The organism is Thalassoglobus sp., from assembly GCF_048270125.1.
In the GTDB taxonomy this organism is placed as follows: domain Bacteria; phylum Planctomycetota; class Planctomycetia; order Planctomycetales; family Planctomycetaceae; genus Thalassoglobus.
Map to the genome: position 1 here is coordinate 389972 of NZ_JBLWTN010000004.1, position 13368 is coordinate 403339.

Here is a 13368-nt window from a genome sequence, read left to right on the forward strand (position 1 = left end):
TCAAGTTGAATGTCCCCTACTCTGCGTCTGCAATCTTAATTTTCATTTCATCCGAGTTCGCTTTCAGCTCTGGAGCATACATCGCGTATGCACGTGCTGGTAACGCACTGAACTGTCCTGGGATTTCTGCTCGTAGTCGGTAACTGACAGAGTGCTTCCCACGTGAGAGTGTTCTCATGAAGAAGGCGACACGTTCGTCGCGGAACTCGACGTAGGCTCCGAGTCCATCTTTGGTGTAACCACTTTGCAGGTCGACAGCTTCCGCACCGGCCGCTTTCAAGTCTTCGAAGATGACGTACTCGTAATCATTTTTAGAGTCGATTTCGAGTTCAACTTCAATCAGATCGCCACTGGTGACTTCGTCCAGGTTTTCGAGTTCGACACGGTCGTACTTCAGCTTCTTCTGATCAACAACTTGTCCGCGACTTCCGGCAACGGTCGCAGTCGCTTCTTTATTCTGGACGAGCTTGTAGAACTTTCGTTGCACTTTGATTTCAAGACCGGCTTTGGTGATGAAGTCTTCAAGTGAGAAGTACGTTAAGTAGGCATTGTGATAAAGCGGTCCCTTGCCGGACTTTCTCAGTTCGACGGTATGCTCTCCTGATGTCAGTGCCTCTCCTTCGAGAATAAACGAGTTGTCGAAGGAGAACAGATTCTCCTTGGTGATTTCCACTGTTTGCTTTTGCTCTCCGTCGACCCAAACTTCAACGGTTAGTTCTGGGCTGAGTTCGTCGGTGGCTTCCAGGTAAGCAGCGAGAGCTTCAACGCAGTATGCCGTGTCCCGAGTGTTGGTCCAGTACGTTCCATGTTTTCGGTTGTTGAGGATGTACTTCACGAGTCCGGCGGCTTTGGGATCTTCTGGATTGATGCGAGCCAAGAGTTTCAAATAGTGGGCATTCGCTTCAATGTTGCTCCCGTACCAGTACCACCAGTACGTGTTGTTCGGCATGTCGATGTAGGCAGTCTGATTTTCATCATCGACTGTGATAAACTGGTCAATGTTCCGCACGATCATGTCTCGTTGCTCGTCTTCCCCAAGCGTGTCGAGTGCCAATCCGAGTTGGGATTGTGCATAGAGACTGAGCTTCAATCGGTCGCGGTAGAGGAAGCGCTGCATTTCCTCGTTGGCAACTTTGGATTCCACAAGAACGGAGAAAACCAATGCGTCAATGTTGTTTGCCTGGGTCTTGTAAGGCTTTTTTCGCTTAGGGTCGTCGGCATGCCGAAGCCCTTCTTGAAGAAGTTCAACTTGCTGTGCTTGATACCTCTGCAACCATGCGATGCCTTGTTCGACGATTCCGTCAACGATCGCAATATCATTCTTCTGGGCCTGCTGTAATCCATGAACAACGACAGCGGTCGTGTGTGGATAAGAACGTTCACCGTATCCAGAGAACCAGCCCCAACCCCCATCCGAGTTTTGCATGGCTGTCAGGTCTTGAACTCCCTTCTTCACCATTCGGGCGACTTCTGCTTCATCGAACACTGGGTTTCGTTTGAAGCGTTTCCATTGCGTCGCCCGTTCTTTGTCGTCTCCAATTTCCTGAGCATTCAGATTCGTGCGTTTCTCCTGAATCGCTGCCAGGTCGAGGTTCATTCGTTGCAGAATCCCTTGAGTGATCACTGTCGGCACGAAGCGGTTGAGCGTTTGCTCAGTGCAACCGTACGGGTACTCAACAAGATAAGGAAGTGCATCGACCATGGCTCCTGCGAGCGTAGGTGAGTAACGAATTTCGAGTCGCGATTCTTGGGGGCGGCGATCTTCCGGGACAGAAAAGATCAGTTTTCCGCTCTTCTCTTTCGGTCTGATGACACCGGAAAAGGATTCTGTTTTCAGGAAACCATGCACGAAAACAGGGAATTCCATTTTCATCGCATCCGACTCTTCATCGGTGAGAGCCTGCATTGTGACGGTTGCGGTCCCTTCTGCGATGGCCTTAACTCGCCAGTCAATGCGGGCTTCTCCCCCTGCTGGGATTGTGACAGTTCGTTGTCGATCCGTTTCTGACATTAACGCAAGCGTTTCGCCCTCAAGGTTGATTGCAACCTCTACACTTTTTTCGTTCTCCAGATAGTTATGGACAACAGCTGAGAGGACGACTTCGTCCTTCTCCACAAAGAATCGTGGGGCTTGCAGTCGTACGACGAGATTCTTGGCGGTGACGACTTCGCTGGTGCCTTCGCCCACATTGGTGCCATGTCCCATTCCCCATGCCCGAATTTTCCAGGCCGAGAGGTTCTCAGGCATTTCGAAGGAAACATCTGCAATGCCGTTTTTGTTTGTGGTTAAGTCCGCCTTCCAGAATGCAGTGTCGGCAAAGTTTTCTCGAACAGTCGGCTGAACCATTTCCGTTTGCGCTTTCGCACCAAAGCTGCCGATGCCTCCACCTCCACCGCCACCAAATCCTGCAGCATCTCCACTGGACATCTCCATTGCTGGAGCAGCTGCCGGCATTGGTGCTCCTCCTTTCCGCATCATACTTCTTGGACTCATGCTAAGTGCCTGCGGTTCATTGATGGCATCGAGATTCTTATTGTCTCGATTCGCGATTTCATCACCGAACGCACCAAGGTTTGTCATGTGGATTTCACCCTGCTTCATGAGCAAACCGAAGTATCGCTCCAGGCTGTGCTCGGTGTTTGGCCGGTGGTTTCGCTTCCAGTTCCAGAAGAATTCACGGATCTCCGGGACATTCGAGCCTCCCGAAATGTACTCGACCGCACGGTCGTAAACCGACATCACCACGGACCCGACAAACGGCTCGCCGGTTTCATCTGTCAGTTTGACTTTGACTTTGGCGTCCGCTCCGGGGAGGTAGCGTTCTTCATCGGAGACAATCTCGACATTGATCACCCGGTCTTCCGGCGGGACTGCGATTTGTTGAACAGCAGTATGCAGGTCACCGTTTGAAATGGTGATCGCTTCCACAAAGAAGTTCGGCATATCCTTTTGGACAACGCCAATCTTGACTGTTTTGCTCTTTCCTTCGATTCGGTGAACTTGAGGTCTTCCTGCGTAAACTCCATTGGACGGCCGAACGAATAACAGCACGGTCGAACCGATACGATTCGTGTTGATGAGAAGTTCGACATCATCTCCGGGCTTGTAGGTTTTTTGATTCGTGATCAGTTCCAGATCGTCGAATCGGTAGTCTGAACCGTCAAAGCCAACGCCACGAATGACAAACAGATAACCGCCCTCAATCGTTCTGTTGTCTGATGTGACACTGTATGAAAGCCGATACTGCCCAACTGAGTTCGCCTTGATTTTCTGTTCCGCCTGCCCATCTGCGTTCGTGTCGAGATCCCATTCTTCAACAACTGTTTCCTTGGGCTGATCCCCTTCGTAAGAGATTCTTAAGAGCTTAAGTTTTCCGGTTCCTTGAACCCCAGAGCCTGCGATCGTTCGTGCCTGGAAATTCGCGGTGATTGTATCTCCGATCCGGTAATGACCTCGGTTTGTCCAGGTGAAGACCTTGAACGGTTCGCGAGCGACAAGAATTTTTCCGGAACCGACGATCGTTCGGCGAGAGGCGTCGGTGACCTCAGCGGTGATTTGATATTCGTGGTCATGGTCCCCGTGTAACGCTTTGGCAAGTGAGGTGTCGATCTCGAATTCGACAGTTCCATCTGGGCCGATCTCGACTTCCTGATCAAGTACAAGTTCGGGCGGATTAGGGTTCCAGTTTTGCCAGAAGGGACGAGGCGATAAACAGCCCCAGCGACTGAAACCGGGGTACCAGTCATAGTCGGAGGTGTACCACCAGTAGCCATTTCCGTAGAGCCAGTCCCATCGCGTAACGGGAAACCAGCGTGAATCGTGCTGTGATCGCTCGACTTTGAAAGTGACTTTAGCGTCTGAAACCGGGGCTCCGTAGTAATACTTCGCCTGGATGGTCGCCTTAATCGTTTCACCCAGTTCAGCAGGTTTGTCCGGTGTCTCGATAGTGACTTCAAACTCGGGCTTCTTGTATTCCTCGACTCGGAAATGGTTTCCGCCACTAATTCCGTGGTTGTGGTCAATGTAGAGGTAATACTGCCCCAGCTTCGCATCTTCCGGAAGCGTGAATTCGCCGGCGAGACCACCGTATTCGTCCGTTTTCTTTTTCAGTTTGAAAACTTCCGTCCCTTGCGGGTCTTGGATATGAACTGTGAACTCTTTGTTTGCGAACAACGAGGAATCGGTCTGATCATATTTTGCTTCCCGCATCCAAAACTTGAATTCAACTTTCTGGTCTGGTCGATACACCGGGCGATCTGTGACAACGTACGCTTTTCGTTGCTGGTAGGATTGGACCGAAAATTGGTTGTACCAGACGTTACTGAAACCGAGATACGCCAAACGACCGCGGTCATCTTTCGCTGTTGCCAGCCATTGATAATCACGGTTCATTAGCTTTGCGTCGGTTTCAATCATTCCCTCCTTGTCAGTGAACTCAGCAAGCTGCTGCGTGACGAGGCGGAATTGCCGTTTCGTGTTCTCAACACGCTCTTGCTTCCAGCCGAAAAAGTCGACTTTCATTTTTGAAATCGGTTCTCCGGTGACAGCATCAGCGACGAAGTACATCGACTTGCCATTGAGATTTTTTTTGACGATGGCTGTGTCATCGAGCCATACGATGATGCGGCTCAGATTGCCGTCTTTCATCTGTGCGACGAGCAAGTAGGCTCCCGCTTTCTGCAGCGGAGTCGTTACTGTGACTCGACGGTCATAGTGGTTCGGGCGAGGTTCAAGCTCGAGTCTCCAATCAGCGACCTGTTTACCGAGGTATTTCGACTCATTCTGCTGGACAATTCGGTAGCCGATGTTGCCAAGCTGTGTTTTTTGCCAATCAATTCGCTGCGGGCTCGACTTCAAATAAGCTTTGACATCATCAAGAAGCAGAGGAACGTTCAGTTCGTAAGCCTTGAAGGAAACTTGATCTCCATTTCGGAAGCGGTAATCAATAGTTGCTCCCTTCCCGGCGGGTTGAGTGGTGATCGGCTCAAACTCTCCCCAATTCTTGACAATCTGGTCGAGGCGTTTTTGCTTGTATTGGTTTCTGGAATCACCATGTTTTCTGATCGATTCTGCCCAGACTAAAGCAGCTTCAGGATACTGTTGTCTGTCTTCATAGATTTGTGCGAGTTGCTGGAATGCAGGCTCTGAGTATGATCGTGACTCTGACGCCGCCAGCCCTTTGAAGAGGCTGATGAAGTTGTAGTCGTCACGAAGGGTGAATCGTTTAACGCCGGTGGCCAATTGGGAAATTGTCTCATTGTTTTCAAGTGTGCTGAGTTCCCAGGTCCCGGTTTCCTTTTCTTCTTCAGATTCTGCTGTCGGAAGTCTGATCCCCCATTGTTGAAGTGTACGGACACCGAATTGCTGGTGGGCAAACTGAGCGAACTCCATTTGGATTTCGTTCTCTCGCGATGGATTGGCTTGTGCCACTTCAGCCAGTAACCAGCGCCAGCGTTCTCCATCGTTCCTGGCAGATTCAAATGACTCTGGAATGTCGTAGTAAACGGGATCACCATTCTCGTCAACAGGTGCTCCTTGAGTTCGCTGGCTTCCCTGTCTGTATCCGTAGCCTGTTACGAAATCGGGGAGTGTTTCGAGATCGGTCAGGTCTTGAAGTAACCAGGCTTGAGTTCCGTGCCGTCCATCTCGAACAGCTGAAGCGTAAAATTTGTAGAAGTTGGCAGTTAAAGGACCGGGGGCTCCTTCGGGTTTCAGCTCATTCGCCTTTGCGAGCCATCGTAGCGCCTGAACACGGTCTCTCGCGCTGGCGTCTGAGTATTGTCCGCCGCCTCGTTGCTGTCCCCGTTTGAATTCCCCTGCGACCACGAAGCCATAATGGACATTTTGCATCTTTTGTTCAGCGACTGACCAAAACGCCCGCCAGTCTTCCGGATGCGCTTCAAGAATTTGCTCCAGTAAGTCGTCAAGCTCGGCGTGACGCTGCAACTGGTTTAAGCATTGAACCGATTTCTGAATATCGTCGACCAGATTTTGTCCCGAGTTTTTCTCGTTTTTGGCGAGTTGCTCGAAGAGCGTGTAGGCCTCTTTGTACTGTCCATCCTGGATCAGTTTTTCAGCTTCAGCACGGAGATCCGGGATCGGCTTGTCTGCTGCCATGGTGACAATCATTCCTGTCAATGCGAGACAAACGACAATTAGTCCGGGTTTGATGAGACGGGACATTTTTCTTCCTGATACGTCTGCTGGAAATGAATTCGAGAGTGAGCAGAGTTCGCTGCCATCCATGAGACGGTTTAGCTTTTCGAGAGTTCCAAAAACTTTCCGTCAGTTGGAATCATGCACGTTCTTCATGTGATTTCCTAGTCATCTCCTCTTGATTTTCGGGTAAGAATTTTCTGTTCTTGATTGACAACGCAATCTCTGTGATGCACGATAGACGTTAATTAGTGCACTGTTGTTGCAACAATGACCGAAATTGGAGTTTCGAGTTCACCAGTTCGAGGGATCGTCAAACTACTTCCCATTCGCGATTTTGAGTGAATTCACACTCAACAACTCCCCCCTATTTCATTTCCAGAATTCACATATCGTTCATCAAAAACACACACCACTACGATTCACTGTTTGCGTTCAATTCCAGGTCGCTCGCTGAAAGCTACTGTGATGATGGATTTTCACAGCGTTTGAGAGACCAGGATCAGGTTTTCGGCTCAGTTCCAGAGCAACCTTCATACATCAAGGGATAATTCCTCATGTCCGCTGCACGGATTCCAGTCATTGGAATCATCGGTGGAATTGGTTCCGGAAAAACTGCCGTGGCAGAAGCCTTGGGCAAGTTGATCTCGGTACGTCGTTTGGACGCAGATGTTGCAGGCCATCGGGTTTTATTGGATGAAAAAGTCAAAGACGCTCTGAGAAAAACATTCGGAGATTCAATTTTTGACGAGCAGGGAGAAATTGTCCGATCCGATCTTGCCAAACTGGTGTTTGGGAATCAGGGGGCTCAACAAGTTGCCAGAGCGAAGCTCGAGAAGATTGTTCACCCAGAGATTCGAAAAATCCTTGAGAATCAACTCGAAGAAATCCAATATCAGCAAGATTGCGACGTAATTATCCTGGACGCCGCGCTGATGCTCGAAGCGGGATGGTCAGAAGTTTGCGACGCGATTGTCTATCTCGATGTGCCTGAAGCTGTTCGATTGCAGCGAGTCCAACAGCGAGGGTGGAGCGAACAAGAATTTCGGAAACGCGAAGCAAGTCAACTTTCCCTTTCAGAAAAACAAAACCGGGCAGAAATCACAATTTCCAACGCAACTGACCTCCAATCGACCGCAAATCAACTCGCAAATTGGATAAAACAAAACCATAGCTACGAAGCAATGCATCACTAATTTTGAACCCCGACTTCAACTCTCTTCTGCTCCCTGATCGGACATTCCTTTCCGTTCAAGCAGGAATCAAAAACTCCTCTCCAGAATTTCATTGAGGCCAAACTATGGCAAAGCCAAGCACATCAACGCCCCCCAGTAAGGACTCTTCCGGGGAGAACGCAATCTACGATCCTGCCGATTCACAATATGAAGATGCCAAACAAGGCGAGATTCATATCGCTGCTCTGCAACGGATGACGGTCAAAGAACTCTTTGAACTTGCAAAGCAGGAGAATGTCAGCGAATACCAGGGGCTCAAAAAGCAGGATTTAATCTTTCGTATTCTGAAAGAACGTACGAAAATGAACGGGCTGATGTTCGGCGAAGGCACGCTCGAAATCCTGCCCGATGGATTCGGATTTCTCCGCAGTCCGGATTATCACTACCTTCCCTGTCCGGACGATATCTACGTTTCGCCAAGTCAAATCAGACGGTTCGGTTTAAGAACCGGAGCCACAGTCGCGGGACAAATTCGGCCACCAAAAGAAAACGAACGCTACTTCGCTCTCCTGCGGGTTGAAGCGATCAACGGAAACGATCCGAACATGGTTTCGGAAAAAGTGCCGTTCGATGATTTGACACCCCTGCATCCAGAAAAAAGATTGAGACTCTCCGAATCCGGGGCCCAGCTCAGTACCCGGATTGTGGATATTGTCGCACCGATCGGCTTCGGTCAGCGTGGTCTCATCGTCTCTCCACCACGAGCCGGGAAAACCGTTCTTTTACAGCAACTCGCACAGGCAGTTATTAACAGTCACCCTGAAGTGTACGTCATTGTGTTGCTCATTGATGAGCGTCCAGAAGAAGTGACGGACATGGAACGCCAAGTGAAATCAGACAACTGTGAAGTGATTTCGAGCACCTTCGATGAGCCACCCAGCCGACATATTCAGGTTGCTGAGATGGTGATCGAAAAAGCTAAACGAATGGTTGAATACGGGCAAGATGTGGTCATCTTCCTCGACTCAATCACTCGCCTGGCCCGAGCGTACAACACCGAGTGCCCGAACTCCGGGAAAATTCTTACAGGTGGAGTTGATGCCAATGCCTTGCAGCACCCCAAACGATTCTTTGGCGCCGCCAGAGCCGTTGATGAAGGTGGCAGCCTGACAATTTTGGCAACCGCTCTTGTTGATACCGGTTCGAAGATGGACGAGGTGATCTTTGAAGAGTTTAAAGGGACCGGCAACACTGAGCTGCATCTCGATCGACGCATGGTCGAGAAGCGAGTTTGGCCAGCGGTTGACGTCAACAAGTCCGGGACTCGACGCGAAGAACTGTTGATGGGCGAAGATGAACTTCGTCTTGTCTGGATCTTACGACGTGTCCTCAACGACATGAATCCTGTCGAAGCAATGGAACTGCTCACGAGTCGCATGGGACGTACCAAGACGAACGACGAGTTCCTGCAGTCGATGAATTTAACATAGAGCAGTTTGCTCTACTCTGTGCCCGTGAACAACGTGTTTCACAAGGAAAATCGCTGTACATTGCAATGGAGACACTGCTGTCGGCAACTTGTCATGGACAGAGTAGGCGGGCTTTCAGTTAGCCATCAATTAAAAAAACTCGCGACACTTCAAAGTGTCGCGAGTTTTTTGTTGAAGTCTCTTCCCATTCGGGAGTCTATTCCCATTCAATCGTACTGGGCGGTTTCGAGCTGACGTCGTAAACCACACGATTCACACCGCGAACCGAGTTGATGATCCGCGTGGAGACTCGCTGCAACAGATCATAGGGTAAGCGAGACCAGTCTGCGGTCATAAAGTTGTCTGTATCGACAGAGCGAATCGCAATGACATCTTCATAGGTGCGGGCATCACCCATGACCCCAACAGTTTGCAACGGCAACAAGACCGCAAACGCTTGCTGGACCTTGTGGTAGTACTCCGATTCATACAGCTCGTCGATGAAAATTGCATCAGCCTCGCGGAGTGTCGCCAATCGTTCGGCATTCACAGCTCCCAGGCAGCGAACCGCTAAACCTGGACCGGGGAATGGGTGACGCCAGATCAATTTCTCTGGAAGTCCAAGTTCCTGCCCCATCAGGCGAACTTCATCCTTGAAGAGCATCCGCATCGGCTCGATCAGTTCGAAGCCTAGCTCCTTCGGCAATCCTCCGACATTGTGGTGATACTTAATCGTAGCAGCCGGTCCGTCTGGATTGGCTCCCGATTCAATCACATCGGGATACAAGGTTCCCTGCGCCAGGAATCGAGCATCGTCGATGTCCTTCGATTCGTCTTTGAAAACATCAATAAAAGTCTTGCCAATAATCTTCCGCTTTTCCTGTGGATCACTGACACCAGCGAGTGCATCCAGGAATCGGTCACGTGCGTCAACAACATGCAGATCTGTTTTGAAGTGATCACCGAATTCGTACTCGACCTGTTCACGCTCTCCATTTCGGAGTAGACCATTATCGACGAAAATACAGGTCAGCTGAGATCCGATCGCTTTGTATAGCAATGCTGCCGTGACAGATGAATCGACACCACCGGAAAGACCACAGATCACGCGTGAATCCCCGACAAGTTCACGAATTGCTTCGCATTCCTGTTCGATGAAGGAGGAGATTTTCCAGGAACCTTCGCAACCGCATATCTTTCGAATGAAGTTGCCAATCAGGTTTTCCCCGTGCTGTGTATGTGTCACTTCTGGATGGAATTGAATTCCGTAGAGTTCACGTTCCCGGTGCTTGATCGCTGCATTCGGGCAGTCGACTGTCTCAGCCAGCACAACGAAGTTTTCATGCAGATTCTCGACACGATCTCCGTGACTCATCCAAACGGTAAACTTCTCGGGCAATCCCGCGAAGAGGTCTCCGCTATCCTTACTTAAGACTTCCGTGTGGCCGAACTCGCGGGAGGTGCTCGGCTTAATCTCGCAGCCCATCGCCTTGCATGCTGCCTGCATTCCATAGCAGATCCCCAGAATCGGGATTCCGAGTTCGAAGATCTCAGGATCAACCTGTGGTGATCCATCTGCATACACGCTTGCAGGTCCACCGGAGAGAATCAGCCCTTTGGGAGCCAGTTCCTTGATTCGTTTCGCTGAAAGGTCATGCCGCACCAATTGACAGAAAACGTTCTGGTCCCGCACTCGTCTCGCAATTAATTGCGCAGTTTGAGAACCAAAGTCGAGAACAAGAATCGTTTCCTGTTGAATATCGCCCGCATTCGTCATGTTGGGCATTTCTGAAGCCGTCGAAGTCATAACTCTGCCACAAGTTCAGTCGCTGCTTTCTATGAATTCACATGAGAATCCGAGAAGTTAGCGAAATGTCGAATCGGGCATTTTAGCTGCTAATCCGTTGTTCGCAACAAGCCTGAATGTGAATCAATCAAAATCCTCGTATGATATGACGATGTCGCCCGGTTCGAGAACTTTTGTCTTTCACTCAGCTTCTCCCGAAAGTTGACGGTGTAACACTGTTCTGTCATCGAACTTTGCCTCGACTTTTGCGAGGATCTTAATGTCCTGGTTGTTTATCGCTCGGTGAGCATCTGTCAGGAGTTCAGAGAAATGCTCGAATTGAATCGGATTCAGTCCCCGTTTTGATGACAACTTTCGATGACTGCTCAAGCGATTCCAAGATTCGCCGAGACGTTCCGCCTCGTCGCGAGCAGTCTATGAGGTCATAATAATCTTTTTCACGGGCAGAACGAGCACTGAAAATGTTTTGAGAGTGGCAGCTACGTTCAAGTCAGGAGTCCGGCACGAACAAAGCAGATTTGATAAGTTAAAAATCATCGTTGCTTGCTCGCTTCCATGATAAACAGTTGCGCATAAAGGACGAATTCTCGGGAGTCTTCGAACCCGCCGCGACAATCTGCTAGATTGGGCATCATGGGTGTTCGAAAATTGAAGAAACGCTCCTGAAATGAACGACTTCTTCGGCTTCCAGCCACTTTCAACATTTTAGCCCATGGACGACACTGAAATACACAGTTACGATAGTGCTCAGTCGGAGAAAATACTCCCAGTGAGTAATCAGGATTTCATCGCCACAGCGTGTTCAATAAATAAGGATGACGAAGATGTCATACAAACTTCCGGAATTGGGGCTTAACCCTTCTTCAAAATCAGCTGGTACCAACCCGGGAAGTTTTGCGAAGGCGGGCAAAATTGCTCCAGGGACAGAAGGTCGCTGGACGTTCGCTTCACCCGATACACCTGGAATGCCAGAACCATCGGACAAGACCGCATGGGACTTTTTGCCCGAAGGTTGGACGACCGAGGAACTTCAATCAGGTGAAGTTGTCTCAACTTCCGGACAGGTTGTTTTTCGGCAAGCCGATGATTCGCTGAGAAGCGTCAGCTTTCCCGCAGACTTCGAACCGATCACCCAACTGGAATCAGCACGTGTTGGAATCATCACGGCTGAAATGGAACGTGTGGCAGAACGGGAGACACACCTTTCGCCAGCACAGGTTCGAGACGAAGTCGCAGCTGGCCGAATGGTGATTCCTGCAAACAAAGTTCACCTTCAGCATCAGCTCGACCCAATGTGTATTGGGCGTGCGTCGAAAACCAAAGTGAACGCCAATATGGGAGCGTCCCCTGTTTCTTCTGGAACAGATGAAGAAATTGAAAAGCTGAAGTGGGCAGAAAAATGGGGCGCGGACACCGTAATGGATCTCTCCACTGGCGGAGATATCGACGGATGCCGCAAAGCGATCATCGAGAACAGTAACGTCCCAATTGGAACTGTGCCGATCTACTCCATGATCATCGGTCGGAAACTTTACGACCTCAACATGGAGATCATTCTTGAGTCGCTGCAACATCAGGCTGCTCAAGGAGTCGACTATTTCACGATTCACGCAGGAGTGTTGCATGAGCATTTGCAATACGTGAAAGAACGCTTGATCGGGATCGTTTCACGTGGTGGATCGCTGCTCGCGAAGTGGATGATTGATCACGACGAAGAAAACCCCATGTACACCGGCTGGGAACAGATTTGTGATGTGATGCGTGAGTACGACGTCACCTTCTCAATCGGTGACGGCCTCCGTCCCGGTGGCTTAGCCGATGCCACCGATCAGGCTCAACTTGCGGAACTGTGTACTCTCGGAGAACTGACAGAACGCGCCTGGCGAAAAGGTGTGCAGGTCATGGTTGAAGGTCCCGGACACGTTCCGTTCGACCAGATCGAATACAACATGAAGCTGCAGCGGACGATCTGCCACGGAGCCCCGTTCTATGTGCTCGGTCCACTCGTGACAGACATTTTCCCCGGTTACGACCATATCACCAGTTGCATCGGTGCGACCTCAGCAGGATATCACGGGGCCAGTATGCTCTGCTATGTGACACCAAAAGAACACCTTGGGTTGCCCAAGAAAGATGATGTGAAGCAAGGCTGTGTTGCTTACAAAATCGCAGCCCACAGTGCAGATGTCGCTCTGGGAATTCCAGGGACACGCGATCAAGATGACGAACTGACCAAAGCCCGCGCGGCACTGAACTGGGAAAAACATTTCGAACTCAGTTTCGATCCCGATATTGCCCGCGCCTACCACGATGAAGATCTCGACGTCGACACCGATTTCTGTGCAATGTGCGGACACGACTGGTGCAGCGTTCGAATCAGTAAAGAAATCGTGCAGTTTGCATCCGGAAAAGAAGACGATTACAAGTGGGACAAAGCGAAAGTCTCAGACGCTCTGACCGATGAGCAAAAAGAGATTCTGGAAAAACGTGGAGTCCTCTCTCCAGAAGAAGTTCACAAGCTTGCTTCGAAAACAAAGAAAGCGGTCGGAGCCGAAGATAATAAGGCTTCCTGCCACAGCGACTACGTCGACGGCGAGACCGCCAAAGAGATCCATAAAAATGTGGAAGTCGTTGAGCTTGAAACGAAGTAATGAGAGCATGGTGCTGGAAACTGCACTGGAAACTGGCAGAGAAAGCAGAGATCTGAACGGTCTCTGCTTTCTCTGTCGATTTTTTTCCGTCATAACAACAGACGACCGG

Annotated in this window: 5 protein-coding genes; 3 read left to right on the forward strand and 2 right to left on the reverse strand. The window is 50.1% G+C overall.

The window, feature by feature from the left end:
- Window positions 1-16 precede the first annotated feature (16 nt).
- A complete protein-coding gene (locus ACN0YR_RS07675; RefSeq protein WP_417848612.1) occupies window positions 17-6184 on the reverse strand; it encodes an alpha-2-macroglobulin family protein in 6168 nt (2055 codons plus the stop codon).
- A gap of 530 nt (window positions 6185-6714) precedes the next feature.
- Here ACN0YR_RS07675 and coaE point away from each other — a divergent pair.
- Both coaE and rho read left to right on the forward strand, forming a co-directional pair.
- On the forward strand, window positions 6715-7353 hold the full coding sequence (gene coaE / locus ACN0YR_RS07680; protein ID WP_417848613.1) for a dephospho-CoA kinase: 639 nt from the start codon (window positions 6715-6717) through the stop codon (window positions 7351-7353).
- A gap of 104 nt (window positions 7354-7457) precedes the next feature.
- A complete protein-coding gene (rho, locus tag ACN0YR_RS07685; RefSeq protein WP_417848614.1) occupies window positions 7458-8822 on the forward strand; it encodes a transcription termination factor Rho in 1365 nt (454 codons plus the stop codon).
- 196 nt (window positions 8823-9018) lie between these two features.
- Here rho and guaA read toward each other — a convergent pair whose 3' ends face one another.
- Window positions 9019-10587, reverse strand: a complete 1569-nt coding sequence (gene guaA / locus ACN0YR_RS07690; RefSeq protein ID WP_417848615.1) for a glutamine-hydrolyzing GMP synthase — start codon at window positions 10585-10587, stop codon at window positions 9019-9021.
- Window positions 10588-11699: 1112 nt separating this feature from the next.
- Here guaA and thiC point away from each other — a divergent pair.
- A complete protein-coding gene (gene thiC / locus ACN0YR_RS07695) occupies window positions 11700-13259 on the forward strand; it encodes a phosphomethylpyrimidine synthase ThiC (protein WP_417848640.1) in 1560 nt (519 codons plus the stop codon).
- The last annotated feature ends 109 nt before the right edge of the window (window positions 13260-13368 follow it).